21 protein-coding genes are annotated in these 25,310 nt (G+C 71.7%); 6 read left to right on the forward strand and 15 right to left on the reverse strand.

The features are described from left to right. Positions 1 to 4 precede the first annotated feature (4 nt). The 10 genes from JNB62_RS18435 to JNB62_RS18480 all read right to left on the reverse strand — a co-directional run bounded on the left by JNB62_RS18435 (position 5) and on the right by JNB62_RS18480 (position 14,411). Positions 5 to 1,171 carry a Gfo/Idh/MocA family protein gene (locus tag JNB62_RS18435; protein WP_220302342.1) on the reverse strand — a complete coding sequence of 389 codons (1,167 nt, stop codon included), beginning with the start codon at positions 1,169 to 1,171 and terminating at the stop codon, positions 5 to 7. Next, positions 1,168 to 2,199 carry a Gfo/Idh/MocA family protein gene (locus JNB62_RS18440; RefSeq protein ID WP_220302343.1) on the reverse strand — a complete coding sequence of 344 codons (1,032 nt, stop codon included), beginning with the start codon at positions 2,197 to 2,199 and terminating at the stop codon, positions 1,168 to 1,170. Before JNB62_RS18440 ends, JNB62_RS18435 begins: the two co-directional genes overlap by 4 nt. Further along, positions 2,199 to 3,053: a sugar phosphate isomerase/epimerase family protein gene (locus tag JNB62_RS18445; RefSeq protein ID WP_220302344.1), complete on the reverse strand. Its 855-nt coding sequence runs from the start codon at positions 3,051 to 3,053 to the stop codon at positions 2,199 to 2,201. The genes JNB62_RS18440 and JNB62_RS18445 overlap by 1 nt, the downstream gene beginning before the upstream one ends. A 60-nt stretch (positions 3,054 to 3,113) precedes the next feature. After that, positions 3,114 to 4,481, reverse strand: a complete 1,368-nt coding sequence (locus JNB62_RS18450) for an MFS transporter (RefSeq protein ID WP_220302345.1) — start codon at positions 4,479 to 4,481, stop codon at positions 3,114 to 3,116. Positions 4,482 to 4,698: 217 nt separating this feature from the next. Further along, a complete protein-coding gene (locus JNB62_RS18455; RefSeq protein WP_220302346.1) occupies positions 4,699 to 6,468 on the reverse strand; it encodes an ABC transporter ATP-binding protein in 1,770 nt (589 codons plus the stop codon). Next, the gene (locus tag JNB62_RS18460) at positions 6,461 to 8,326 is read right to left on the reverse strand and encodes an ABC transporter transmembrane domain-containing protein (RefSeq protein ID WP_220302347.1); all 1,866 of its coding nucleotides are present in this window, start codon (positions 8,324 to 8,326) and stop codon (positions 6,461 to 6,463) included. The genes JNB62_RS18455 and JNB62_RS18460 overlap by 8 nt, the downstream gene beginning before the upstream one ends. After that, a complete protein-coding gene (locus tag JNB62_RS18465; protein WP_220302348.1) occupies positions 8,323 to 10,794 on the reverse strand; it encodes a glycoside hydrolase family 38 N-terminal domain-containing protein in 2,472 nt (823 codons plus the stop codon). Before JNB62_RS18465 ends, JNB62_RS18460 begins: the two co-directional genes overlap by 4 nt. A gap of 109 nt (positions 10,795 to 10,903) precedes the next feature. Next, a complete protein-coding gene (locus JNB62_RS18470) occupies positions 10,904 to 12,268 on the reverse strand; it encodes a sugar ABC transporter substrate-binding protein (RefSeq protein WP_220302349.1) in 1,365 nt (454 codons plus the stop codon). Positions 12,269 to 12,447: 179 nt separating this feature from the next. Further along, on the reverse strand, positions 12,448 to 13,398 hold the full coding sequence (locus JNB62_RS18475; protein ID WP_220302350.1) for a carbohydrate ABC transporter permease: 951 nt from the start codon (positions 13,396 to 13,398) through the stop codon (positions 12,448 to 12,450). After that, positions 13,398 to 14,411 (reverse strand): carbohydrate ABC transporter permease, encoded by a 1,014-nt coding sequence (locus JNB62_RS18480; protein WP_223231258.1) that lies wholly within the window; start codon positions 14,409 to 14,411, stop codon positions 13,398 to 13,400. The genes JNB62_RS18475 and JNB62_RS18480 overlap by 1 nt, the downstream gene beginning before the upstream one ends. 208 nt (positions 14,412 to 14,619) lie before the next feature. On the opposite strand from JNB62_RS18480, the gene JNB62_RS18485 reads away from it, so the two are divergent. Continuing rightward, positions 14,620 to 16,155, forward strand: coding sequence for an FAD-dependent oxidoreductase (locus JNB62_RS18485; RefSeq protein WP_220302351.1), 1,536 nt, complete (start codon positions 14,620 to 14,622; stop codon positions 16,153 to 16,155). Position 16,156: 1 nt separating this feature from the next. On the opposite strand, the gene JNB62_RS18490 is transcribed toward JNB62_RS18485, so the two are convergent. From JNB62_RS18490 to JNB62_RS18500, 3 genes are read right to left on the reverse strand one after another with little or no spacing between them, the layout of a single operon-like run. Next, positions 16,157 to 16,756 carry a class II aldolase/adducin family protein gene (locus JNB62_RS18490; protein ID WP_220302352.1) on the reverse strand — a complete coding sequence of 200 codons (600 nt, stop codon included), beginning with the start codon at positions 16,754 to 16,756 and terminating at the stop codon, positions 16,157 to 16,159. Beyond that, on the reverse strand, positions 16,753 to 18,009 hold the full coding sequence (gene otnK / locus JNB62_RS18495) for a 3-oxo-tetronate kinase (RefSeq protein ID WP_222856236.1): 1,257 nt from the start codon (positions 18,007 to 18,009) through the stop codon (positions 16,753 to 16,755). Before otnK ends, JNB62_RS18490 begins: the two co-directional genes overlap by 4 nt. Continuing rightward, positions 18,006 to 18,758, reverse strand: a complete 753-nt coding sequence (locus JNB62_RS18500) for a DeoR/GlpR family DNA-binding transcription regulator (protein ID WP_220302353.1) — start codon at positions 18,756 to 18,758, stop codon at positions 18,006 to 18,008. Before JNB62_RS18500 ends, otnK begins: the two co-directional genes overlap by 4 nt. A 79-nt stretch (positions 18,759 to 18,837) precedes the next feature. Here JNB62_RS18500 and JNB62_RS18505 point away from each other — a divergent pair, with 79 nt between their 5' ends. The 5 genes from JNB62_RS18505 to JNB62_RS18525 all read left to right on the forward strand — a co-directional run bounded on the left by JNB62_RS18505 (position 18,838) and on the right by JNB62_RS18525 (position 24,859). Further along, positions 18,838 to 20,241, forward strand: a complete 1,404-nt coding sequence (locus JNB62_RS18505) for an FGGY family carbohydrate kinase (protein ID WP_220302354.1) — start codon at positions 18,838 to 18,840, stop codon at positions 20,239 to 20,241. Beyond that, positions 20,238 to 21,206: a hypothetical protein gene (locus JNB62_RS18510; RefSeq protein ID WP_220302355.1), complete on the forward strand. Its 969-nt coding sequence runs from the start codon at positions 20,238 to 20,240 to the stop codon at positions 21,204 to 21,206. The genes JNB62_RS18505 and JNB62_RS18510 overlap by 4 nt, the downstream gene beginning before the upstream one ends. Beyond that, entirely contained in the window at positions 21,203 to 21,844 is a 642-nt protein-coding gene (locus JNB62_RS18515; RefSeq protein ID WP_220302356.1) for an aspartate/glutamate racemase family protein, read from the forward strand. The genes JNB62_RS18510 and JNB62_RS18515 overlap by 4 nt, the downstream gene beginning before the upstream one ends. After that, positions 21,841 to 23,280, forward strand: coding sequence for an alpha-amylase family glycosyl hydrolase (locus tag JNB62_RS18520; RefSeq protein WP_220302357.1), 1,440 nt, complete (start codon positions 21,841 to 21,843; stop codon positions 23,278 to 23,280). Before JNB62_RS18515 ends, JNB62_RS18520 begins: the two co-directional genes overlap by 4 nt. A 145-nt stretch (positions 23,281 to 23,425) precedes the next feature. Further along, positions 23,426 to 24,859: an HNH endonuclease signature motif containing protein gene (locus JNB62_RS18525; RefSeq protein WP_220302358.1), complete on the forward strand. Its 1,434-nt coding sequence runs from the start codon at positions 23,426 to 23,428 to the stop codon at positions 24,857 to 24,859. A 25-nt stretch (positions 24,860 to 24,884) separates the two neighbouring features. Here the strand turns inward: JNB62_RS18525 and JNB62_RS19485 are convergent, their stop codons facing one another. Both JNB62_RS19485 and JNB62_RS18530 read right to left on the reverse strand, forming a co-directional pair. Continuing rightward, positions 24,885 to 25,010, reverse strand: coding sequence for a hypothetical protein (locus JNB62_RS19485; protein WP_262985934.1), 126 nt, complete (start codon positions 25,008 to 25,010; stop codon positions 24,885 to 24,887). Between the two features lie 49 nt (positions 25,011 to 25,059). Continuing rightward, a partial coding sequence (locus tag JNB62_RS18530) for a hypothetical protein (RefSeq protein WP_220302359.1) occupies positions 25,060 to 25,310 on the reverse strand: 251 nt, incomplete at its 5' end.

Genomic DNA, 25,310 nt, shown 5'->3' on the forward strand with positions numbered 1-25,310 from the left:
GCGCTCAGACGCGCTGGGCGTACTTTCCCTCGGCGCCGATGCGCACGTTGAGCTCGGCGAGGAATTCGTCGTCGTCGAAGTCGATGGGCACCTCACGGCCGGTCCAGCTCGACAGGTGGATGGCGTTCGCCAGTCGTACGCCCCGGATGCCCTCCGCGCCGGAGGCGATGAGGGGCGCGCCGTCGAGGACCGCCGCCGCGAAGTTCGCGAGCACGTCGGCGTGCTGGGTGCCCCACGCCGACGGGAACTCGATGGTCTCCTGCGTGTAGAGGCTCGACGTGTCGCCCTGGCCCATGAACAGCTTCATCACGTCGGCCATGCTCATCTCGGCGCTGAGGTCGCGCTCGGGCCGCGACAGCCGCGTCACGGTGGCGACCTTGCTGCCTTCGACGACGATCTTGCCGGCGGTGCCGAGGATCTCCAGTCGGTCGGTGCCGACGAGGTCGTGCGTGGCGGTCACGAACACCCCCGTCGCCCCGTTTCCGTAGTCGACCAGCGCGGTCACCTCGTCCTCGACGACGATGTCACGGCGGAAGCCGAACGCGGCCTTCGCGTACACCGACCTCGGCACGCCGCACAGCCACTGCCAGAGGTCGAGCTGGTGCGGAGCCTGGTTGACGAGGACGCCGCCGCCCTCGCCGCCCCAGGTGGCTCGCCAGTCGCTCTGGTCGTAGTAGCCCTGGGGGCGCCACCAGGTCGTGATGATCCAGTTGCTGCGGAGGATCTCACCGATCTCGCCGGCGTCGATGATCTCCTTCAGCCGGACGTAGAGCGGGTTGGCGCGCTGATTGAACATCAGGGCGAACACCACGTCCGGGTGCGCGGCGGCGACCGCGTTGAGCTCGGCGACCTGCTTGGAGTAGACCCCCGCGGGCTTCTCGACCAACGCGTGGATGCCGCGCTCGATGGCCGCGATGCCCATCTCGGGGTGCAGATAGTGCGGCACGGTGGTGACGATCGCGTCGACCGTGCCGCTGTCGAGAAGGGCGACGTAGTCGTCGAAGAACGGGATGCCGGCGAACCGCTCGCCCGCCGACACGGCCTTCGCCGGGTCGATGTCGCAGATCGCACCGAGCGCGATGCCGGGGACGCGGCCCGCCGCGATCAGGTCGGCGTACATGCCGCCCTGGGCGCCGAGGCCGATGATGCCGAGACGGACGGTGTCGGTCATGAGAAGGTGCTCCGTTCTGCGATCCGCACCGGGCGGACGGGGTAGGTCTGGTCGTACAGGTCCTGGATGATGTCGAGCGTCTTCTGCGCCTCGGCCGCATCGATCCAGAACGGCTCGGCGGCGGCGACGCTGCGATAGAAGTCCTGGATGAGGTCGACGTGCGACCTGCCCCAGTAGGCGCGTTGCCCGCTGCCGAGCGCGGTCTCGGGAATCACCTCGACGCTGCCGTCGGCACGTGTGACGGTGAGACCGCCGCGGATGCTGAGCGATCCGTGCTCGGCGGTGATGTCCACGGTGATCGGCGCGTTGGTCGTGTTCGCGAGGGTGGCGAAGAACACGCTGCGCGCGCCGTCGGCGTGGGTGAGCACGAGGTCGGCGGTGTCTTCGACTTCGATCGTGTCTGCGAGCACGCGGGTGCCGGCCGATCCGGTGACACCGGCGACGTCGCCCACGAGCCACTGCACGAGGTCCAGGGTGTGGATGGCCTGGTTCATCATCAGCCCGCCGCCGCTGCCGGCCCACGTGCCGCGCCACGGGCGCGCCCGGTAGTACTCGGCGGGTCGCCACCACATCACTGTCGCCGTTGCTCCGAGCACCCGCCCGAGCTCACCCGAGGCGAGGATCTCGTACGCGCGCCGCGACGTGGCGTTGTACCGGTTCTGGAAGCACACGGCGATGCGTGCGGTGCTCGCGGCCGCCGCCGCGACCACGCGGTGTCCGCTCGCGCGATCGTGGGCGAGCGGCTTCTCCAGGACGACATGGATGCCGCGTTCCAGCGCGTCCACGGCGATGTCGGCGTGCGCGGCGTGCGGGGTGGTGATGTGCACGACGTCCGGACGCCGCTCGTCCATGAGCACGCGGTGGTCGCGGTATCCGGCCGCGCCCGTCGTCGAGACCGCCGCAGCCAGACGCTCGTCGTCGACGTCGCACACCGCGACGAGCTCGGCATCGGCCGTCTGGGCGATCGCGCCCAGATGCACCGCCGAGATGTCGCCGCAGCCGATGACGGCCACCCGCAGCCCGGCCATCAGCGCACCTCGATTCCGAGTTCGTCGGTCAGCGCACGGAAGGCGCGGGCGGCGCGTCCGAACGACGCGGGACCCGAGAAGCCCCCGAGCGCGAACCCCGCGGCGAGGTGGGGCTCCAGCGAGGCGAACCCGGTGTACCCGTCGTCGCGGAGGGCGGTCAGCGTCTCGCGCAGCTCGCCGTCACCGTCGCCCGCCGGCACCACGGTGCCGTCGACGGCGAGCGCGTCCTTCACCTGCAGGTAGTCCACGTACGGTCGCAGCATCCGGTAGCCGTCCGTGTACGGCTTCACACCGACCTGGACGAAGTTGGCGTTGTCCCATGCGAGACGGAGGGCCGGCGATCCGACCGACTCGACCAGGTCGAGCACACGCTCGGGAGTGTCGCCGTAGATGTCCTTCTCGTTCTCGTGCAGCAGCACGACGCCTTCACGCTCGGCTTCGTCGGCGAGCAGCCGCATCCGCCGCATCACGTCGTCGCGGGTGGACTCGACCGGAACGCCCTCCCCCCGGAAGAACGAGAAGACGCGCACGTACGTCGCATCCAGCGCGTGCGCGACGCGGATCACGCGGCGCAGGCGCTGCACCTCGTGGTCCGCGTCGAGCGCCACATCGACTTTGCCGATCGGCGAGGCGACAGCCGAGACCGCGAACCCGGAGTCGTCCAGCACACGCCGCAGCCGGACGACCCGGTCGTCGTCGAAGTCGACGACGTTGGTGCTCCACGCCGAGCGCACCTCGATGAAGCGCGCGCCGAGCGCCGCGAGCACCGCCGTCTGCACGAGCGGGTCGGGATCGATCTCGTCTCCGAACCCCGAGAGGGTCCAGGAGGGATGCGCGGTCTGTGGGGAGGTCACTGCTCTCCTTCGGTCGGACGGTGCGAGCGCGCTGCGGCGGGCGCAGCGCGCTCGCTGGGGTCATTCGGTCGGCGCCGGTGACGACTCTGCCGCGTTCTCGGCGTCGTCGAGGGCACGCTGGGCCGCGGCATCCTTCGGATAGATCCGGTACATCACGGTCCACAGCACCGCGTTCAGCGCGTACGGCACCGAGATGAGCCAGAACATCAGCGCCTGAAGCCCGAGCGCGTCGGCGAGGAAGCCGAACGCGAGGCTGAACAGCGCGGCGAACAGACCTTGCACGAAGGAGAAGATCAGGGCGTACGCCGTCGCCACGACGCTCTTGTGCACCACCGAGCCGACGATCGGGAGCACGGCACCCGGGTGGCCGATCGAGCTGATGAGGCCTGTCACGAACACCGCGATGTAGACGGCTGCGCCGTGCCCCCAGTCGATCTGGAAGAGCAGCGCGGTCGACACCGCATAGGCGACGAGGTAGCCCTGCATCATGAGCACACGGCCGCGGTAGCCGAACCGGCGTTCGAACCAGTCGCCGAGGAACCCGCCGATCAGTCCGCTGAGCACGGCGCCGAGCATGTAGACAGACATCAGCAGGGCGGCATCGGCGGTGCTCCAGCCGCGGTCGTCCACCCAGTAGGTGATGAAGAAGGCGAACAGCACCAGGCTGGTGGTGAGGATCACCTGCACCGCCATGAACAGGATCGTCCTGTTCTTCAGCAGTCCTACCGCGTCGCGGAAGTTGAACTTCATCGCCTCGGGGTCGACCGCACCGACCGGAGTGTGCTTCTTCGGCTCGTGGACGAGCAGGAGGATCAGGACGCCCGACAGGACGCTGATGCCGCCCATGGCGAACATTCCGTACCGCCAGCCCTCGTCGATGTTCGCGAACTGGCCGATGAGGGGTGTGGCGACCACGGATGCGATCGTCGCGAGCGTCCGCAGCGTGCCGAACGCGCGTCCGCGCTCCTTGGACGAGTACATGTCGACGATCAGGCCGTTGGTGATGGGCTCGCTCGCGACGGTGCCGATCACGCCGATGCCGTACAGGATGAACAGCTGCGTCGAATCCTGGGCGAATCCTGCCGCGACGGTCCACAGACCCCACAGTCCGGTGGCGATGAACAGGATGCGCTTGCGGCCGTAGCGGTCCGCCATGCCGGCCCAGACCGGACCGAACAGCATCCGCGCGAACCTGCTGATCGCGGTCAGGATGCCGAGCGCGCTGGTCTGAAGGCCCAGCGCATCGCGGATCACCGGGAACAGCGTGTTGACGAGACCGCCCTCGAACCCGTCGACAATGCTCGCGAAGGCGAGGGCGATGAGGCCCCCGCCGCGGCCCTTCACCTTCTGCACGCGGGTCGTGCCGGTGTTCGTGCCGTACGTCTTCTGCGCCTGGGTGGCGTCGAGGGGAACGACGGGGTCAGCCACGGAGACTCACCTCGTCACGCATGTGAACAGCGCACATCTGAACTCCTTCGGTCATGCGGTGCGGGGCCCATCGGGAAAGGGCATGGTCAGTCAATCCGAGACCAACGAACGATGTCAATCGGTTGCCAGATGTTGCCGAGGATTCACAGTTTGCGCATCAATCTCTCTGGCATTCGCTTGCCAGCCGGCAGGAGTGGGTGCGCCGCTCCTGCCCGCCCTACGCGCCCCCGGCGTCCGCGGCGGACTCGGCCTGCCACGACCGCCACAGCGCGGCGTACTCGCCGTCGTGCGCGACCAGCTCGTCGTGCGCGCCCGACTCGACGATGCGGCCGTCGCGCATGACGATGATCCGGTCGGCGTCGCGGGCGGTGTGCAGCCGGTGCGCGATGGCGATGACCGTGCGACCCTCGAGCACCCGGTCGAGGGACTGCTCGAGTCCCCGCGCCGCGCGCGGGTCCAGCAGCGACGTCGCCTCGTCCAGCACCAGGGTGTGCGGGTCGAGCAGCACGAGCCGTGCGAGCGCGATCTGCTGCGCCTGTGCGGGCGTCAGCACGACGCCGCCCGAGCCCACCGTCGTGTCGAGGCCCTGCGGCATGGCGCGCATCCACCGGAGCGCGCCGACCACCTGCAGGGCCTCTTCGAGATCCCCGGCGCGAGCGTCGGGCGCGGCGAGCCGCAGGTTGTCGGCGAGCGTGCCGACGAACACGTGATGCTCCTGCGACACGAGGGCGACATGCCGGCGCAGCACGTCCAGCGGGATGCGCATGACGTCTGCGCCGCCGACGCGCACCTGTCCGGCGCTCGGCGCCGTGATGCCGGTGAGCAGCCGCGCGAGCGTCGACTTGCCCGACCCCGACGGCCCGACGATCGCGATCCGCTCGCCCACGCGCGGCACCAGGTCGACGTCGCGCAGCACGTCGACGCCTTCGCGGTACGAGAAGCGGATGCCGCGAGCCTCGAGCTGCTCGTCGGCCGGACGCTCGTCCGCGTCGGGGCGATCGGTGGGCACCTCTTCGACCCCGACGATGCGGGCGAGCGCCGTCGTGCCGACCTGCAGGCGGTCCATCCAGTTGACGAGCTCTTCGACGGGCCCGGTGAGCTGCATCGCGTAGAGCGCGATCGCCGTGACGGCGCCGACGGTGGCCAGGCCCGCGCCCGCGAGGTAGGCGCCCCACAGCAGGACGGCGATCACGGGCAGCAGGAAGCCGAGGGTCGTGAGCGGGTACCAGACGCTGCGCAGGCCCAGCGTGTACCGCTCCGCGGAGTTGCGAGCCGCGAGCGCGCGGTCGATCTTCACCCGCTGCAACGGCGCGAGGTCGAGGGCGTCGATGGTCCGCGCACCCTCGACGGTCTCGTTGATGACCCCGACCAGCCGCCCGTACGAGGCGAGCTGGCGCCGATAGCCGGGCCCCGAGCGCTTGAGGTACCAGCGGCTGCTCAGGGCGATGAGCGGCACCCCGACGAGCATGGCGACCGCCACCAGCGGGTTGATGATGAACGCGGCCGCGAGCGTGAGGATCACGGTCATGCCGGTCACGAGGATCCTCGGCACGCCGAAGCGCACCGTCTGCGCCACGGCGTCGACATCGCTCGTGGTGCGCGAGAGCAGGTCTCCCGTGCCGGCACGCTCCACCACGGCCAGCGGAAGCGAGGTCACCGTCGAGATGAAGTCCTCGCGCAGCTTCGCGAACACCGACTCGCCGAGACGGAGCGACCACAGCTGGGCGAAGCGTGTCACGACGGCCTGCACCGCGACGGCTCCGGCCAGCAGAAGGATGAGCGTGTCGACCGTGGCGACGTCGGCCGTTCCGGCCGACAGGCCGTCGATCAGGCGACCGACGAGCCACGGGCCGACGAGTCCCGCCATGGCGGCCGCCGCGTGCAGCGTGATCACCAGCAGCAGCTCACCGCGGTGCAGGCGCACGAGCGTCCGCGCGACCGACCGGATGCGGTCGCCGCCGGCGATCGGAAGCGCCGTGTCAGCCATCGCGCTCCTCCTCCTGCTGCGCGGTGCGGATCGCGCCGGTCTCGGTGGCGCGCGTCCACAGCGCCTCGATCGAGCCGGTCCACGCGGCATCCAGCTCTTCGCCCGCGGTCGGCTCGGCATCGCTCGTCGACCGCGCCACGATCCGCCGGTAGCGCGCGCCGACGCCGTCGTCGCGTCGGAGCAGCTCGGCATGCGTGCCCGAGCCCACCACGCGCCCGCCGCGCATCACGTGGATGACGTCCATGCGATCCAGCAGCAGCGGGCTCGCCGTCACCAGGACGGTCGTGCGGCCTTCGCGCGCACGACGCAGCCGTGAGGCGATCGTGGCCTCGGTGTTGGCGTCGAGGGCGCTCGTGGGCTCGATGAGCACCAGCACCTCGGCGTCGGTGAGCAGCGCCCGCGCCAGGCTCAGGCGCTGACGCTGACCGCCCGAGAGCACGCTCGCCCGCTCGGGCACGTTCTCTTCCAGCCCGCCCGGCAGCGCCTGGACGGCGTCGTCCGCTGCGGCGACCCCCAGGGCCTGGTCGATCCGCGCCCGCCGCGCCGCCGGAGAGGGCACGCGATGCGGAGCGCGCACGCTCTGCGTGTCGAGCCCGTCGCGCAAGCGCCCCGTGAACAGGTGGGGCGTGGCGTCGCTCACCACGATGCGTCGCCGCACGTCCCGCACCGGCACGGTCGTGTGGTCGACCCCGCCCCACAGGACCGGGGCGACCGCTCGCTGGCTGTCGTCGAACCGGCCCAGACGCGTCGCGACGGATGCCGCGGCATCCGGATCCTCGTCGACGAGCGCGGTGAACACTCCCGGCGCGATCACGGCACCCGAGGCGACGTCGAGGATCTCGGCGCCGCCCGGCGGTGCGAGCTCGGGATGCTCGGGGTCGCTCACCGCCCGCTGCACGCGCAGCACGTCGAGCACGCGCCCCGTCGCGACGAAGCCGCGCGCGAACGCCTGACTGGCCTCGACCGTGGTGCGCAGCGGCACGATGAGGAACACCGAGTAGCCGTAGAACGTCACGAGCTCGCCCGGGGTGATCTCGCCGGCGAGCACCAGTCGCGCACCGAACCACACCACGGCGGCCACGAACAGGCCCGGCAGCAGGATCTGCAGGCCGTCGAGCCACGAGCCGAGCCGCGCGACGTCGACGGCGCGACGGCGCAGGTCGGCGGAGCGGCGGGCGTACCGCTCCACGAACTGCTCCTCGCCGCCGATGCCGCGCAGCACGCGCAGGCCCGCGACGGTGTCGGCGGCGAGCTCGGTCAGCGCGCCCTGCTCGCGACGCCACGCCGCCTGGCGGCGCGCGAGGGGCCGCACGAAGAGGGTCAGCACCAGCACGAGCGCCGGCATCCCGAGCAGCACGAACAGTCCGAGCGCGGGCGACGTGAACGTCGTGATGACCCCGACCGCCACGTACGCGACGACGCCGCCCGAGAATCGCGCCGTGACGTCGAACATCTCACCCACGCGCAGTGCGTCGTTGGCGACCGTCGAGGCGACCTCGCCCGCCGAGCTGTCGACGGCGATCGCGGCCCCGGTCTCGGCGCTGTGGTAGCCGATGATGCGCGAGACGCCCAGCGACGACCGGAGCCAGTTCGTGACCGCCATGCGGTGCCGCAGCACCGCGAACAGCGCCTGCGCGACGGCCACCACGGCGAGGCCGGCGCACCACGGCACGACGCCCGGCAGCCCGTTCGCGAGCCCCGCGTCGACGGCCCGGCCGAGCAGGTACGGCCACACCACCTGGCACAGCATCCACAGCACGCCGAACACGACGCCGCCGAGCAGCGTCGCCGGCTGCCGGGCCGCCTGCCACAGCAGCAGCCGCAGCGGCGAGCCGGTCGGCGCCTGCAGCGAGCTCATAGCGGTTCGAGGATCACGTCGGCGTGCGCGGCGGGCGCCACCGTCACCGACACGCGTCGCTCCCGGTGCACGAGCGAGGCGGTGACCGCCTCGTCCGTCACGTTGCGCAGGCGCGCCCGCACGCTGCCGTCGCCGACGGGGCGCAGCTCGACCAGCAGCGACCCTGCCGGCGACACCTCGATCGGCGCGTGCGGCGGCGCCGCGGGAGGCGACACGGTGTGGCGCGCGTGCAGCGGCTCCAGCAGGTCGCGGCCGAAGCGACGCACCTCGGCGGGCGTCACCGTCGCTGCCGGGCGGAAGCGATAGCGGAAGCGCCGCGTCACCTCCTGCCGCGCCTGGAAGTTCGTGAAGTGCAGGTTGTTCATGAGCCAGCTGTTGACGTGGCCGACGGGGGCGTCCAGCGTGGCCGCCCACGCGCCGGTGTGGATGCCGCCGACCTGCACGAGCGGCGCGTCCACGGATCCCCACAGCACGCCGCCGTCGTCGCCCGCGACGCCCACGGCATGCTGGATGGAGTACCAGTCCTTGCTCGTGTCGGGGAGCTGCTCGTGCTCGGCCGTGAACACGGCTCCGGCGGTCTCGAGCAGGAACCGGGGTCTCGTCACGGCGAACGGGAACGTCACGAAGACGCTCTCGGGCTCGAACCGCTCGGGCTTGCTCACGAGCACGTCGAGCTCGAGGTCCGGCGAATCGTCCGCGATCGCGAGGGTCGTGAGGATGCCGGGGATGCCGGGCGTCGCGGTCCGCCACGTGATCTCGGTGATCCCGCCCGACCGCCGCACCCGCACGGGCCCGTCGCCGACGGCCGTCGCGTGATCGAACTGCGGGCCGGGATGGTCGGGGTGGAAGAGCTTCGGAGACTCGGTGATCATGGGATGCCGAGACCCCGGTCGCACCACCTCGTCGACGACCGCGCCCAGCGCGCCCGCCGGGTCCACCAGCTCACGGCCGGTCAGGGTCTCGACGAGCGACACCACACCGCCCCGCGCCGGGTCGACCGTGACGACGTAGCGCCCCGCGGCGATCGGACCGTCGACGACGTCGTCCGCGACGGCGGCGGGCACAGGCAGGACCGTGACGCCGAACGGACCGACCTCGGCGAGCGTCCGGGCCCGGCGCGTGCCGGCGATCTCGACGTCGACCATCTCGCGGCGCGGCGCCTCGGTCGGGTTGACGACGACGATCGCCTCACCGGGGACGTCGTGGTCGCCCGAGCCCGGGGCGGCGGCATCCGTCCCCGCATAGGCGTAGCGGAACCAGCCCTCGATCGCGAGGTCGCGCGCGTGATCGAAGGCGTCGTACGCGAAGCCCGACGTGGCGTTGTGGTGCGAGTGGCTGAACGTCGAGTGCGGCTTGGAGTAGGTCTCCCAGCTGCCCCATGTGTGCTCGCCGTACAGCAGCAGCTGCTCGTCGACATGCTCGAGGGTCTCGGCGACCTCGTCCGCCGACCGCAGTCGCACCGGGCCGCGGCGGTAGCCGAGCACGTCGAAGTGCGGCACGCGGTCCTCACCCGCGAGGCGCGCGAGCGACAGCGTGCTCTGGGCCGCGCGCGCGAACGTGCGCGCCTCGCGGTACACCGCCACCTCACGGGCGGTCGAGCCGTGGCCGTGCGACCACCAGTCCGCCCACTCGCCGCGCACCGTGGGGACCTCGAGGTCCTCGGCCTCGGCCTCGAGGTCGTCGAGTGCCTCGTCGATCGTCGCGGTGCGCATCGGCAGTTCGGGATGCCGCGCGTTCCAGTGCCGCACCACGTCGAGGAACAGCGGCGTCGGCCAGCGGTTGTCGTTGCCGGCGTGCACGACGGCGGTGGTCCAGCTGTAGTCCTCGGGCCGCTCGAGCCGGTCCACGAACTCCGCGATGCGCTGCTCGGCGAGCTCGACGTCGCCGTCGACGATGCCCCACTCCTCGCCGAAGCCGTAATGCGTCGACAGCCACACGAAGACGCTGCGCCCGGACGGCCCCACCCAGCGGAACCCGCTCGGCTGCGCGAACGGCGCACGCCCGTGGTCGGGGTTGAGCGCCATGACGAGACGGGTGAGCCCCGCGTCGAGCATCTGATCGAGGACGCCCCACGAGAGCCCGTTGACGTCGCCGTGCTGCTGCGTGCGGACGTCGATGCCGACGGCGCGGATGCGCTCCAGCTGGTCGTACGCGGCATCGAACTCGAAGGCGCTCGGCAGCTGCGTCATGTTCAGGTAGCCGCCGGTGACCGAGACGGCGCCCGCGCGCGTCAGGCCGGCCAGTCGATCGATGTCGGCTGCGTCCGCGCGTCGCAGGAACGACAGCACGGGACGGGCGACCTCGAACGTCCACCGGAACCGATCGGGCCCATCGGTGGCGGAGGCGCTCGCGAGCTCGAGCACGCGGTCGACGATCCGGCCGTGCATGCGATCGATCAGTCGCGGGCTGTTGGTGTAGCCGACGTCGTGGTGGGTGTGGCCGATGAGGAGGATCTGTCGGATCGACATCAGGGTTCCGGGTCGTGGGCGTGCATTCGATCAATCGGCGGACGGACGGAGGGGCGGGTCGACCGGAATCGACCCGCCCCCGTCCCCCCAAGGGTGCGAGCGCCGTCCGTCAGCCCCCGGTGACGTTGTCGTACGCGCGCATGGCGGCGTCCTGAGCGTCGGCCAGAGCCTGCTCGGGCGTCTTGTCGCCGAGCAGCGCGGCGGTGATCGCGTTGTTCAGCTCGTTCTGGATCTCTTGACCGGCCGGCGAGGAGCCGAACGACTGGCCGTAATCGACGACGTCGTAGTACGTCGAGATGACCTGGTCGAACCCGGCGTTGCCCGTCTCGACGACCCACTTGTCGCGGATCGCCTGGTCGGCCGACGGCGACCCGGTGAACAGGCCGGTGTTGATGCCGCCGTCCTCCTCACGCGTCTTGCCGCGGGCCTCCCCGGCAGCGTTCCATGCGTCGTCGGACGTGAGGTTCATCATCCACGCGCACGCGGCCGCGGGGTTCTTCGCCCCCATCGGGATCACGAACGCCGTGCCGGAGGCGACCGAGAACGCCTCGCCGTCGGAGTTCTTGAACGGCACCGCCTCGATCTGGATCTGGTCCATGTACGGCGACAGGACGTTCGGGTACCACTGCGCGTTGACCTGCGCGCCGACCTGGTCGGTGACGTACTGGTTGTTGTCGCCGAAGGTGTCGAACGCGTCGGTGAAGCTCTTCACCGCGGCGAACCCGCCCTGCGCGTCGGTGATCTTCTTCAGCGCCTCGATGCCGGCGATGTTGCTCTCGTCGTCGAGCGTCGGCTTGCCGTCGGCGTCGTTCAGCTGACCTCCCATGCCGAGGATCCACAGGCCGCCCTGACCGGTCGCGACCGGGTCGAACCCGAGCCGCGTCGGGACGCCGCCCGACTCCTGGTACATCTTGCCGATCGCGGTGACCAGCCGGTCGATGTCGGAGGTGTCGATGTCTTCTGCCGTGACGCCGGCGGCGTCCATGACCCGCTTGTTCAGGAGGATCGCCGGCGGCTGGTAGAACTGCGGCACGCCCCACGTCTCGTCCTGGTAGGTGACGTCGTCGACGACGAACGGATACCAGTGGTCGCGCGGCGAGACGTCCTGCGCCTCGAAGCACTTGTCCAGCGGCATGATGAGGTCCTGCGCCGCGTACGTCGTGACGTACCGGCGGTCCATCTGGACGACGTCCGGCACATCGCCGCTTGCGACGCGCGTGGTGAACTTCTGCGCGTCGAAGGCAGTGGCGTCGAGCTCGACGTCGACGTCCGACATCTGCTCGGCGGCGTAGTCGAGCCGCGACTGGCCGACGTCGTCGGCGTTCTCGAAGCCCCACGCCTTGAGCGTGCCGCTGGGCTCGGCACTGAAGTCGACGTCGCCGCCCGTGGCGCCGTCGCCGCCGCCTCCGCCGCAGCCGGCGAGCAGGACAGCGGACGCCGCGATCGCGGCGATCCCGATAATGCGCTTGCGCATCTGTCTCCCTTTCCATGGGGCGGCACCGTCGCCGCCACCGCGTGTGATTGCTTCCAATGTGGGAACCTTCCCACACAATCTAGCGATCGCGGTGGAGCTGAAGCAACGGCGTTGCCGCGTATTTATTGGTTTGTGATGTGTACGTTGTGGAATCGATGTCAGTTCGGGCGCGGCATCCGTCAGCCCTTGCGACCCTGCGTCGCGACGCCCTCGATGAAGTACCGCTGCCCGAACGCGAAGAGGATCAGCATGGGCAGAGTGACCAGCAGCGCGGCCACCATGACGTACTGGTAGTCGCCGTGCCCGCCGGCGGTCGGGCTGTACTTCGTCATGGCGTACGCGATGCCCAGAGGCGCCGTGAACTGATCGACGGATCCCGCGTTCAGGTAGATGAGGGCCGCCTGCAGGTTGTTCCAGCTGGCCTGGAACTCGAACAGGAACACGATCACGAACGACGGGATCGACAGCGGCATCGCGATGCGCCAGAACAGGCCCCAGTAGCTCGCGCCGTCCAGCCGCGCGGCTTCGAACAGCTCCTTGGGCAGACCGAGGTAGAACTGCCGCTGCAAGAAGATGTAGAAGGCCGAGCCGAAGAGGTTCATGCCCCACAGCGGCACCCAGGTGCCCAGGAACCCCGTCTCCTTCCAGATGAGGTAGATGGGGATCATCGTCACGGCGCCCGGCAGCATCATGGTCGCCAGCACCAGGCCGAACAGGATGTTGCGGCCCGGGAACTTGAAGTAGGCGAAGCCGAAGGCGACGATCGAGCTCGACACGGCGACCGCACCGGCCGCGAGCAGCGCGATGGCGATGCTGTTCCACATCCAGCTGAGCAGGGGCAGCTGATTCCACACCTCGACGTAGTTCTCGGGGACGAACGTCTTCGGAATCAGCGAGTTGTCGAACACCTCGCCGCGCGGCTTGAAGCTCGCAGCGAGAAGCCACGCGAACGGGTAGAGGAACAGCAGGGCGAAGCCCACGAGGATCACGGTGAGGACGATGCGCCCCGCGAACGTCTTCGGCTGGGCGATGTTGCGGCGCCAGCGCGACCTCTTGGGGACGGTGACCGCGACGGTCGCGGCCTCGGGGGCGGGCCGGGACACACCCGGTGTCTGCAAGGACGCCGACATCAGCGGTCTCCCTCGTAGTAGACGAAGCGGTTGCCGAACTTCACCTGGATGACCGTGATGATCATGATGATGACGAACAGCAGCCAGGCCATCGCCGCGGCGAAGCCGAAGTTGAACTGGCGGAACGCCTGCTGGAACAGGTAGATGGCGTAGAACAGGGATGCCTCGGGCGAGGCGTTGCTCTGATCGCGCCAGAACAGCACGTAGGCCTGGTCGAAGACCTGGAACGCGGCGATCGACAGCACGATGACGTTGAAGAACATCGCGCCCGAGATCATCGGGAGGGTGATCGAGAAGAACTTGCGGATGGGTCCCGCGCCGTCGAGGGACGCCACTTCGTAGAGCTCGGTGGGCACGTTCTTGAGCGCCGCGAGGAAGATGACCATGGTGCCGGCGACGGTCCACAGCGTCATGATGACGATGCTGGGCTTGACCCACGCCGGGTCGACGAGCCACTGCGGCCCCTCGATCCCGAAGAACCGCAGGAACTGGTTGATCGCGCCGGTGTTGCCGTTGAGCAGCAGGAAGAACACCGACGCGGTCGCGACGGCGGGCGTCATCTTCGGCAGGTAGTACAGCGTGCGGAACGCTCCTGCTCCCCTGCCCACGCGGTTGAGCAGCATGGCCAGGATCAGCGCGAAGATGATCTCCAGCGGCACGGCCATCACCACGTAGAACAGGGTGTTCGACAGCGACACCGCGACGCGGGGGTCCTGGAACAGCTCGGCGTAGTTGTCGAACCCGACCGGGCGTGCGGTGTTCGTCGCCAGGTTGTAGTTGCTGAACGAGATGTACAGGCTGTACACCATCGCACCGGCCGTGAACACGAGGAACCCGATGATCCACGGCGAGATGAACAGGTAGCCGGCCAGCGCCTCGCGCTTGTTGTAGTGCTGCTTGACCCTGCGGGGGCGCTCTTTGCGTCGGCGCCCGGGACGCTTGCGGTCCGGTGCGGCGTCGGACGCTTCTTTCAGCGCCTCGACGACGGCGTCGGACTGCGATGTGACGCTCATCGCGTGACCCCGCCGCGGACGGCCCGGGGGCGAATCTGGTTCGTCATCTCACTCTCCACCTCGAGATGTGGCATCGTTACCACATGGCAGCGACTATACGGGGCAGGGTCGGCTCCCTGCAACCGCACACAGGGATGCTAGGCACGGCGCCCGGCGTCATCACGGGGCTTGCGCGACGCACCGCTTCTGTGCTTCACGGGGGCGGCCGATGATCGCGGCGGATGTCGCCGTCTACGGCGCGACGTCCGCCGGCGTGTGCGCGGCCGTGTCCGCCGCGCGCGCCGGCACCCGCGTCGTGCTGCTGGAGCCCGGTCGTCACGTGGGCGGCATGACCAGCGGCGGACTCGGGTACACCGACATCGGCGATCCGCGCGCGCTGGGCGGCATGGCGGCGGAGTTCCGCGCCGCCGTGGCGCAGCACTACGGCGTGCCGCTCGGTCACTACGCCGGCCCCGAGCCCCACGTCGCCGAAGCGATCCTGCTGCACTGGCTCGACGCGGCGGGCGTCACGCTCGTGCTCGACGCCGGACTGGACGGCGTGGAGGTGCAGGGCGGCCGCATCACGGGGATCACGCTGACCGACGGGACGCCGGTGCAGGCCGACGTGTACGTCGACGCCGGCTACGAGGGGGATCTGCTGGCGGCATCCGGGATCTCGTACGCCGTCGGCCGCGAATCCCGGGCGCTGTACGGCGAGGAGTTCGCCGGACGTCGCGAGGTCGTGCCGGGGCGCCACGCGATGCCGCCGTGGATCTCGCCGTTCCGCGACGACCCGGCCGGCCTCGCCGAGGGCGCGCTGCTGCCCCAGCTCAGACCCGGCCCGATGGCCGAGGTCGGCGCGGGCGACGGCGGGGTCATGTCATTCGGCTATCGCGTGTGCCTGTCGAGGGCGGCGGACCGCATCCCCTTCCGCCGCCGCGCCGGCTTCGACGACGCGCAGTGGGAGCTCGGGCGCCGGTTCTTCGCGGATGCCGAGCGTCGGGGCGACGTGCTGCCGGCCGGCCGTTACGTCGGGCTCGAGCCGAACCTGCCGGGCGGCAAGGCCGACGGCAACTCGCTGGGACCGTTCTCATTGAGCGTGCTGGACGGGACCGCGTGGGAGTATCCGGATGCCTCGCCCGGACGCCGCGACGAGATCAGGCGGCACCACCGGCACCATGCCGAGGACTTCCTGTGGTTCCTCGCGAACGACCCCGGCGTCCCCGAGAGCGTCCGCCGGGGCATGCGGGAGTGGGGGCTGCCCGCCGACGAGTTCGCCGACACCGGCCACCTGCCGCACCAGCTCTACGTGCGCGAGGCGCGGCGGATGGTGTCGGATGCCGTCCTGACCGAGCATGCGCTGCGCGCCGGCGCCGTGCCGCCCGATGTCGTGGCGCTGGGCTCGTACCACCTCGACATCCGCGAAGTGCAGCGCACCTGGCGGTGGGTGTACGAGCACCCGGACCCGATCGCGATGGTGGTGACCGAGGGCTACCTCTCGGTGCCCGTGCCGGTGTACGGCATCGGGTACTCGTCGCTGCTTCCGCGCCGCGAGGAGTGCGTCAACCTCGTGGTCGCGGTGTGCGTGTCTGCCTCGCACGTGGCGTTCTCGTCGATCCGCATGGAGCCGCAGTATCAGATGCTCGGACAGGCCGCGGGGACCGCCGCGGCACTCGCGGCCCGCCGCGGCGGGGCGGTGCACGACGTCGATGTCTCGGCGCTGCAGTCCCGCCTGCGCGACCAGGGCGCCGTGCTCGCGGTGTGAGTCAGCGCCAGGCCGTGTCGGGATCGAGCGTGCGCGCCTCGCGCCCGTGCAGCGCGAGCGTGAGCTCTGCTGCGGCCTCGAGCTCTTCGCACAGGTCGACCGCGCGCGGGAGGTCCGGGGCGCAGACCACGCTGCCGTGGTTGGCGAGCAGCATCACATGGGCGCCGGCCGCCGCCTCGCCGACCCCCTCCGCAAGCGCCTCCGAGCCCGGAGGCGCGTAGCCCACGAGCCCGACCCGGCCGAGGGTGCGCACGCGGTAGGGCGTGTAGGCCGGCAGCGGGTCGGCCCCGGGGGTGCCGACGAGGCACGACACCGCGGTGGCCGCCCGCGAGTGGAGGTGGATGATCGCGCCGACGTCGCGACGGGCACGGTAGGCCGTCACGTGCAGCGCCCATTCCTTGGTCGGCGCCGGTCCCGACAGGTGCTCACCGTCGAGGGTGAGCTCGGCGAGGTCGTCGACCTGCACGCGGCGCAGCGAAGAGCCTGTCGGCGTGATGAGGATCCGGTCGGCGACGCGCACGCTGGCGTTCCCGGAGCTGCCCGGCGACATGCCCGCCGCGGCGACCGACCTGCAGGCGTCGACAAGTGCCTCGGCGCTCATGTCTCCTCCTCGAAGGCTGTGGTGAAGAAGTCGGTCCCGCCGAAGTTGCCGGACTTGAAGCACAGGTCGAGCGTCCGGCCGGCCGCGTCGGTCGCGGTCGTCCAGGCGACGCCCGGTGCGGCGACGCGTCGCACCCGCAGCGCCGGAACGCCGAGCGCCGCGGCGACGGCACCGGAGGTCTCTCCGCCGGCGACCAGGATGCGGCGCACCCCGAGACGCTCCACGGCGGCCGCCGCGACGCGGGCCAGCGCGTCCTCGACGAGTGCAGCCGCCTGCTCGCGGCCCCAGCGCTGCTGCACGCGTGCGACGACATCGGGCTCTGCGGTGGCCGAGACGAGCGGGAGGCCGCGAGCACGCGCCACGAACGCCACCGCGTCATCGACCACCACCTCGGGTGCGTCCACGAGCGCGTCGACGTCCAGCGAGTACCGCGGCCCCGCGAACGCGGCGATCTGCGCACGCGTGCGCTCCGACCCGCTGCCCGACAGGATCAGCCCTCTCCCCTGCGGCGCCGGCTCGGCCGCCGGTGCCTCCGCGGTCGCGAGCCGCCGTGCGAGAGCGACGGCGAGCCCTGCCGCGCCGCCGAGCACGAGATCATCGGATGCCGCCAGCGCGGCGGCTGCGACATCCAGATCCCCCTCCTCCACGGCGTCGACGAGCACGTGACGCACATCGTCGGCGCGCAGCTCGCGGAGGCGCCGGACCACGGCGCCGGGTCCGGCGTGCACGACCTCGAGGGGCACCAGGCCGACGCGGTGAGGCGTCTGGCGGCCGAGGACGCGCACGAGGTCGGGATCGCGCATCGGAGTGAGCGGATGGTCGGCGAGCGACGACTCCGACAGCAGCCGGTCGCCGACGAACAGATGGCCGCGGTGCATCGTGCGGCCCACCGCCGGCGTCACGGGAGTGCCGACGGATGCCGCATCCGCGCCGGTCCCGTCGACGAGTGCGTCCGCGACCGGCCCGATGTTGCCGCGATCCGTCGAGTCGAAGGTCGAGCAGTACTTCTGGTACAGCCGGCGGGCACCCCACTCCCGCAGCGTCCGCGCAGTGGCGACGCTGTCGGCGACGGCGGTCTCGACGGGCGCCGTCCGGGACTTGAGCGCGACGATCACGCACTCCGCGGCCGGACGACCGGACGGGTCGGGCACGCCCAGCCGCACCTCGGCACGCAGCCCCGCGGCCGTCACCCCCGCGGCCACGTCGCACGCGCCGGTGATGTCGTCGGCGATGACACCGAGCTCGATCCTCATCCGGCGATCCGGACGTCGATGCCGGCGGCGGCGAACCGCGCGACCGTATCGGGATGCGCGCGGGCGTCGGTGATGAGGGTGTCGACGATGTCGAGCGCCGCGATGCGCACGGCCGACGTGCGCTCGAGCTTGTCGGCGTCGGCGAGCAGGACCACGCGGTCGGACTGGGCGGCCAGCACGCGCTTGATCGCGGCGTCGAGCACGTTCGTGCCCCACAGCCCGTCGAGCCCGACCGCCGTGGCCGAGAGGAGTGCGACATCGCAGCGGACGCCGCGCAGGGTCTCTTCGGCCAGAGGGCCGGCGAACGCGCGGGTGTCGGGCTGGTAGTGCCCGCCCGCGGCGATCAGCTGCGGGGCGGCGTCGCGTGAGAGCGACTCGATGACGGGCAGCGAGTGCGTCACGATCGTGGATCCGTGCAGCAGCGGGGCGACGGCGGCGACGGTCGTGCCCGCATCCAGCGCGACGACGTCTGCGCCGGCCGCCTCGGCCGCGGCGAGCCCCGCGATCGCCCGCTTCTGCGCGGCGCCCACGGCGTCGCGCCGCTCGAACGGCAGGCCGGGCGCCGCGACGGTGGCGCCGCCCGCGACGCGACGCAGCACCCCTTCCTCCTCGAGCAGGCGAAGGTCGCGGCGCACCGTCATCTCAGAGACGCCGAGCCGGTGGGCGACGTCCGCCGACGCGATGTAGCCGTCGGCCGTGACGAGACGCTCCAGTTCCGCACGCCGCTCCGGCGCTCCCGTGTATCGCATAGGCGCTCCCTCCGCAGTCGATCCTGATGATTATCGAACACATTTGCCAAATCTGTTCGAAATGTCACAAACTGTGTTCGTGACGCTCGTCCTGGGACTGGACATCGGCAGCACCTCGACGAAGGCCGCCCTCGTCGAGGTGGCCGATGAGGTCGCCGTCGTCCGCCTCGCGCGCACGACCACGCCGGCCACGGTGGGCGACCTCGTCGACGCCGCGGCGGCGCTCGCCCGCGAATGCCTCGGCGATGCGGCCGAGTCCGTCGCCGCCGTGGGCATCGCGTCCATGGCCGAGAGCGGCGCAGCCCTCGGTGCCGACGGGCACCCCCTGACGCCTCTGCTGCGGTGGGACCGCCGCGTCGATCCCCGGCATCTCGACGATCTGCTGTCGCGGCATCCGGACCTTCCCTCGCAGACCGGGGTTCCCGCCACGACCAAGCCCGCCGCCGTCGCGCTGCGGTCGCTGCGCGCCGAGAGCCCAGGACTGTTCGACGCGATGCGGCACTGGTCCGGTGTCGCCGACCTCGTCGCGCACGCGCTCACGGGCGTGCGTGCGACCGACCACACGCTCGCCGCGCGGACGATGATGGCCGGGGCGCAGGGTTCTGCGTGGGACGCCGCCGTACTGAGCACGGTCGGCATCCGCACGAGCATGCTGCCCGAACTGCGGCCGCCGGGGGCGGCCGTCGGCGTCACCTCCCCCGGCGCCCGCGCGTTCGGACTCGGCCCGGGCGTCCCCGTGTACATCGCAGGGCACGATCACGCCGTCGGCGCGTGGGCGAGCGGCGTGCGCACACCCGGCGCGGTCGCCGATTCGCTCGGCACGGCCGAGGCGATCGTGAGGGTCACGGATGCCGCCGACACGGGCGCCGCCGTGGCCCAGGGCTTCTCGATCGGACGCACCGTCGACGGCGCCGCCGCGACGGTCATCGGCGGCAGCCGCGCATGCGGAGCGATGCTGGAGTGGTGGGCCGCCGCCCACCCCGGCGACGACCTGCTGACGACGCTGGCCGCGCTCCCGGACGATGCCTGGACGCCGTCGCCCGTGACCGTGCTGCCGTACCCGTCGGGCCGGCAGTGCCCGCGCCCGGACCCCGCCGCGAACGTCGTCGAGAGCGGCGCCGCACGCGACGGGAAAGACCGGGTGCGTGCCGTGCTGGAGGGTCTCGTGTTCCACGCGCGGTGGATGCGCGAGACGGCCGACCTGCTCGCGGGCTCCGCCGCGACCGACCTCACCGTCCTCGGCTCCCTCGCGCAGCGGGTGCCGTCCTGGGCGCCGCTCGCCGCGGCGGCCGGCACGACGACGTTCACGACCGCCTGCGCCGAAGCGGTCGCGGCCGGCGCGGCCCTGCTCGCCGCGGTGCGTGCGGGTGCGGCATCCGATCAGCTCTCGCTCGCCCGCGACCACGTCGTGCCGGCGAGCGCCCCCGACCTCGACCACGCCTACCGGCGGTTTCTCGACACCGCCCTCGAAGGAGCATCATGACCACCCTCGACGCCATCGCCCGCCCGTCCGCCGCCTTCGCCATGGTCGCGATGGACCAGCGCGAGAGCCTGCGCCATATGTTCGATCTCGCCGGTCGGGGTCGTCCCGACGACGACGTGCTGATCGACTTCAAGGTCGCCGTTGCGAGCGAGCTCGCGCCGTACGCGTCCGGCTTCCTCGCCGACCGGCAGTTCGGATTCGATCGCGTGAGCGCGGCGGTGCCCGAGTCGACCGGCCTGATCCTCGCCGTGGACGCCCTCGACCAGGCCGACGGCGGTCCGGTGGAGGACACGACGCTCGACGAGGACGCGATCGCCGCGATCCCGGCGGGCGTCGACGCGCTGAAGCTGCTGCTCATCTGGCGCCGCGACGAGCGTCGCAAGGCCCGCGTCGCGCTCGCCGCGCGGTTCATCGAGGTCGCGCGCGCGCACGGTGTGCTGTCGGTGCTCGAGCCGGTCGTGCGCGCGGCGCCCGGCGAGGACGCCTTCGACACGGATGCCGCGATCCGGGAGGCCGCACGAGAGCTCGCGGCGCTGCACCCGGACCTGTACAAGGCGCAGGTGCCGCTGGCCGGTGCCGGCGACGAACGCGCGCAGCGGGCGGCGAGCGCCGACCTCGACGCCTGCATGACGGGACCGTGGGTCGTGCTGTCGCAGGGCGTCGACCGCGACCGCTTCGCGGACGCCGTGCGCGCGGCATGCCTCGAGGGGGCGAGCGGCTTCCTGGCCGGCCGCGCCCTGTGGAGCGACATCGTCGGCACGACGGATGTGCGCGAGGGGCTGCGCGCCCGCTCGGTCGATCGGCTGAAGGCCCTGGGCGACATCGTCGACGAGACCGCGAGGCCGTGGCGCGACTGGAGCGCAGGGAGCGCGACCGGGGAGCCGGGTGCGACGGCGGAGCCGGGCGCGACGGCGGAGCCGGGCACGACCGCCGAGCCGGGCGCGAGCGCGGAGCCGGGCGCGTGAGCGTGCGGGTCGGCGTCCTGCACACGGTGCCGGCGCTCGTGCCGGTGTTCCAGACTCTCCTCGCCGGCCGCCGCGGCGACCTCGACATCGTCCACGTCGCCGACGCGTCGCTGCTGTCGCGCGCGGTCGCGGGCGGCATCACCCACGACGTCGCGGCCGACCTGCGGACGCACCTCGGCGCGCTGCGCGATGCGGGCGCCGAGGCGGTGCTCGTCACGTGCTCCTCGATCGGCGAGGCGGCGACCGATGCCGCAGCGGCCGTCGGTGTGCCGCTCGTGCGCGTGGACGCGGCCATGGCCGCCGAGGCCGCCGAGCGGGCGCGCGGCGGTGGCCGCGGCATCCTCGTCCTCGCCACGCTCGCCGCGACGCTCGGGCCCACCAGCCGGCTCGTGCGCGCGGCGGCGGGCGGCGACGTCGAGGTCACCGCCCACGTGGTGGCCGGAGCGGCCGAGGCGCGCGCCGCGGGAGACCTCGCCCGCCACGACCGGCTGATCGCGGAGGCGATCGCGGCGGCGCCGGGGGTGGACGTCATCGTGCTCGCGCAGGCGTCGATGGCGACCGGCGCCGGCGACGACCCGCGTGTGCTGACGTCGCCAGAGTCCGGCGCCAGCCGCTTCGTCGAGAGCCTCACGTCATGACGGGGGTCTCGCTGCTGACGTACGCCGACCGGCTCGCCGGAGACCTGCCGGGCCTCGCGCGACTGCTCTCGCACGAGCTGTCGGCGTTCTCGGGCACTCACGTGCTGCCGTTCTTCACACCCTTCGACGGCGACGACACCGGGTTCGACCCCATCGACCACACAGCCGTGGACCCGCGGCTGGGAACGTGGAGCGACGTCCGCGGCATCGCCGAGACGCACGAGGTGACCGCCGACCTCATCGTCAACCACGTGTCGAACCGCTCGGCCGAGTTCGAGGACTGGCTCGCCCGCGGCTCGGCGTCGTCGCACAATGGCATGTTCCTGACGTTCGATCGCGTGTTCCCCGGTCGCGCGAGCGAGTCCGACATCACCGCGTTCTACCGGCCGCGGCCGGGGCTGCCGTTCACGCCGTACCGCGCCGCCGACGGCACGCGCCGGCTGGTGTGGACGACGTTCATGCCCACGCAGGTCGACATCGACGTGACTCATCCCGCGGGCATCGCGTACCTCGAGCGGCTCGCCGACACCCTCGCGGCGGGCGGGGTCGGAACCGTGCGCCTCGACGCGGTCGGATACGCCGTCAAGACGCCCGGCACCGACTCGTTCATGACCCCGCAGACGCTCGATTTCGTGGCCGAGGCGGCGGCGCTCATCCGCGCCCGCGGCATGCGCGTCCTGGTCGAGGTGCACGCGCACCACACGCAGCAGCAGGCGATCGCTCCCCTCGTGGACCTCGTGTACGACTTCGCCTTCCCTCCCCTGCTGCTCCACGCACTGGCGACCGGCCGCAGCGACCGCCTGGCGACGTGGCTCGGCATCCGTCCCTCGAACGCCGTCACGGTCCTCGACACGCACGACGGGATCGGCGTGATCGACGCCGGGCCGGCCCGCGACCGCGAGGGGATGCTGTCGCACGACGAGATGGCGACGGTCTTCGCCCGCGCGGCCGACGCCACCGGCGGGCATTCGACGGCGGCATCCGTCATCCCGGCCTGGATGACGCTGCCGCACCAGATCAACGCGACGTTCTTCAGCGTGCTCGGCGGCGACACGCGGCGGATGCTGCTCGCCCGGGCGCTGCAGGTCTTCCTGCCCGGCGAGCCGCAGTTCTACTACGTCGGCCTGCTCGGCGGGCTCGACGATCGCGAGCTGTTCGCGCGCACGGGTCAGGGCCGCGACGTCAACCGCCACCATTACACCCCCGACGAGGTGCGGCGCGCGCTCGACACCGACGTCACGCGCGGGCAGCTCGCCCTCGCGCAGCTGCGCCGGCACCCGGTCTTCGCGGGCGCCTTCTCGTGGGACGCCCCCGACGTCGCGTCGCTCGTCCTGCGGTGGCGCAGCGACCGTCATGAGGCGGCACTCCGGGTCCGCTTCGACGACCCCGATTTCGACCTGACCCTCGACGGGATGCCGGTGGCCCTGGCCGGCTGATCGGCGCCGGCTCGCTGGCGGCCGCGGCGTCGGCGTCTCCTCCACAGACGTCATCTCGGGACGGGTTCGGTGGCGTACTCCACAGGTCGTAAACCCCATGCGACCTGGGGCTTTCGATGTCGGAGGCCCCCGCCAGAATGGATGCATGACAACCCTCGCCGCGACGCTCGCCGACCTGGGTGATGCGCTTGCCGAGGATGTCTCACACGCTGTCGCCGGCGACGGGATGCGAGCTGTGGACGACGCCGAGGTGCTGTCGACCCTGGCGGTCGCGGCACGGCTGCGACAGCTGGCTGAGGCGGTGATCGTCGAAGCCGTCGCGGCCCTCATCGATCGCGACGACATGACACCCCGTCCCGACCGCACCACCACCCGCCACGGGTGTCGCAGCACCGACGAGCTCGTGCAGCGGGCGACCCGCGTGTCGTCGCTGACCGCATCCGAGATCGTCCTGGCCGCGAAGGCGGTGCGACGATCCGTCGCGCCTTCCACCGGAGAGCTGCTGCCTGCGGAGTTCCCAGGAATGCGGGACGCGCTGATCTCCGGGCACACGGGGCTGGATGGCCTGGTCGCGGTGGCGGGCGCCTTCCGAGGAGCGCTCATCGGGCGCGAGCAGCTGCTCGCGGCGGACGAAGAGCTCTCGGCCGCCTGTTCCGGGGAGGGCGTCGAGTCTGGGGGGCCGGTCTCGGCGGACGAGGCGCGGGCCATGGCCCAGGTGTGGGCGACCTACCTCGACCAGGACGGTGCCGAGCCCGCCGAGCACCGCTCCATGCGCAGGCGCGGCTTCACGGTCGGGCGACGAGGCGACGACGGGCTGGTGCCCGTGCGCGGCGGGCTGCTGCCCGAAGTCGCCGCGCAGCTCGAGCTCGGCCTCGACAGCATCCTCAACCCGAGGGTCGACGGCGCGCCCGCACCGGGACCCTGCTTCGCCGAGAATGTCGACAGCGCCGACAGCAGCAACCCGTCCGATGCGGCAGCCGACACACGCACCGCCGCCCAGAAGCGGCACGATGCCTTGGCGGTGCTGCTCAGCGCGGCGGCGGCATCCGGTCAGCTCCCCACGCTCGGCGGTGCCGCACCCACGCTCGTCGTCCACGTGCGCGAAGAAGATCTCGCCACTGACCGAGGCTCTGCGCACCTGCCCGGCCGCGACCAGCCGATCTCCATCACGGCCGCCCGACACATCGCCTGCACCGGTGCAGTGCAGCGCGCGGTGCTGAGCGCGAGCGGCCGCGTGGTGTCCCTCGGCACGATCGACCGGATCTTCACTCACCACCAGCGCCGCGCGATCACCCTCCGAGACGGCGGATGCCTCATCCCGGGGTGCGATGTACCGCCGCAATGGTGCGAGATCCACCACGTGCACGAACACTCCCGCGGCGGCCCGACCCACACCGACAACGGCGTGCTGCTGTGCTGGTTCCACCACCGCACCATCGACACCGGCGGCTGGCAGATCCGCATGATCGACGGCATCCCCCACGTGCGCGGCCCATCGTGGTGGGACGCGCAAGCCCGCTGGCGCCCCGCCACGAAATCCCCGACGGTCCGCCGCGAGAGAATCGCGATGCGGAGGTGAACCGGATGCCAGGCCCACGCGATCGCTACGACGCCGCCGCACCCAGCGGAGGCAGAAGTCCCTGCGCCGCGGCGCAGGCACGCGCGACGATCAGCGAGGGATCGACGATCTCGCCGCGCGCGATCGCCGCGTCGAGCTCCGGGATGGTCATGCGAGCATGACGGACCTGTTCCGCCGGATCCCATGCGGCCGGCGCGACGTCAGCCGTCTCCGCTGGGAACCGCCGCGCGCTCCAGCACCGCCCGCACGAACTGCGGCACCACGTCCACCGCGACCTTCGCGTGGTGCCCCTCGGCGCGGCCCAGGGCAGCCTCGACGTCCGCGCGCGTCACCGATCCCGTCCCGCGCGCGAGGTCCAGGGCCAGTAGACCCGCGGTCGCCATGTCGACAGCCGCCCGCAGCCAAGGCCGCAGCGCCCGCGCCGGCTCCCGATCGACCCCGACCCCGACCC

Source organism: Microbacterium jejuense, assembly GCF_019511665.1.
GTDB lineage: Bacteria > Actinomycetota > Actinomycetes > Actinomycetales > Microbacteriaceae > Microbacterium > Microbacterium jejuense_A.

Bases quoted from the DNA above. Each gene is read 5' to 3' on its own strand.
- JNB62_RS18490 (WP_220302352.1), bottom strand. From the start codon at position 16,756: ATGAGCGCCGAGGCACTTGTCGACGCCTGCAGGTCGGTCGCCGCGGCG.
- otnK (WP_222856236.1), bottom strand. From the start codon at position 18,009: ATGAGGATCGAGCTCGGTGTCATCGCCGACGACATCACCGGCGCGTGC.
- JNB62_RS18485 (WP_220302351.1), top strand. From the start codon at position 14,620: ATGATCGCGGCGGATGTCGCCGTCTACGGCGCGACGTCCGCCGGCGTG.
- JNB62_RS19485 (WP_262985934.1), bottom strand. From the start codon at position 25,010: ATGACCATCCCGGAGCTCGACGCGGCGATCGCGCGCGGCGAGATCGTC.
- JNB62_RS18520 (WP_220302357.1), top strand. From the start codon at position 21,841: ATGACGGGGGTCTCGCTGCTGACGTACGCCGACCGGCTCGCCGGAGAC.
- JNB62_RS18440 (WP_220302343.1), bottom strand. From the start codon at position 2,199: ATGGCCGGGCTGCGGGTGGCCGTCATCGGCTGCGGCGACATCTCGGCG.
- JNB62_RS18455 (WP_220302346.1), bottom strand. From the start codon at position 6,468: ATGGCTGACACGGCGCTTCCGATCGCCGGCGGCGACCGCATCCGGTCG.
- JNB62_RS18525 (WP_220302358.1), top strand. From the start codon at position 23,426: ATGACAACCCTCGCCGCGACGCTCGCCGACCTGGGTGATGCGCTTGCC.
- JNB62_RS18510 (WP_220302355.1), top strand. From the start codon at position 20,238: ATGACCACCCTCGACGCCATCGCCCGCCCGTCCGCCGCCTTCGCCATG.
- JNB62_RS18465 (WP_220302348.1), bottom strand. From the start codon at position 10,794: ATGTCGATCCGACAGATCCTCCTCATCGGCCACACCCACCACGACGTC.
- JNB62_RS18470 (WP_220302349.1), bottom strand. From the start codon at position 12,268: ATGCGCAAGCGCATTATCGGGATCGCCGCGATCGCGGCGTCCGCTGTC.
- JNB62_RS18480 (WP_223231258.1), bottom strand. From the start codon at position 14,411: ATGAGCGTCACATCGCAGTCCGACGCCGTCGTCGAGGCGCTGAAAGAA.
- JNB62_RS18435 (WP_220302342.1), bottom strand. From the start codon at position 1,171: ATGACCGACACCGTCCGTCTCGGCATCATCGGCCTCGGCGCCCAGGGC.
- JNB62_RS18500 (WP_220302353.1), bottom strand. From the start codon at position 18,758: ATGCGATACACGGGAGCGCCGGAGCGGCGTGCGGAACTGGAGCGTCTC.
- JNB62_RS18475 (WP_220302350.1), bottom strand. From the start codon at position 13,398: ATGTCGGCGTCCTTGCAGACACCGGGTGTGTCCCGGCCCGCCCCCGAG.
- JNB62_RS18460 (WP_220302347.1), bottom strand. From the start codon at position 8,326: ATGAGCTCGCTGCAGGCGCCGACCGGCTCGCCGCTGCGGCTGCTGCTG.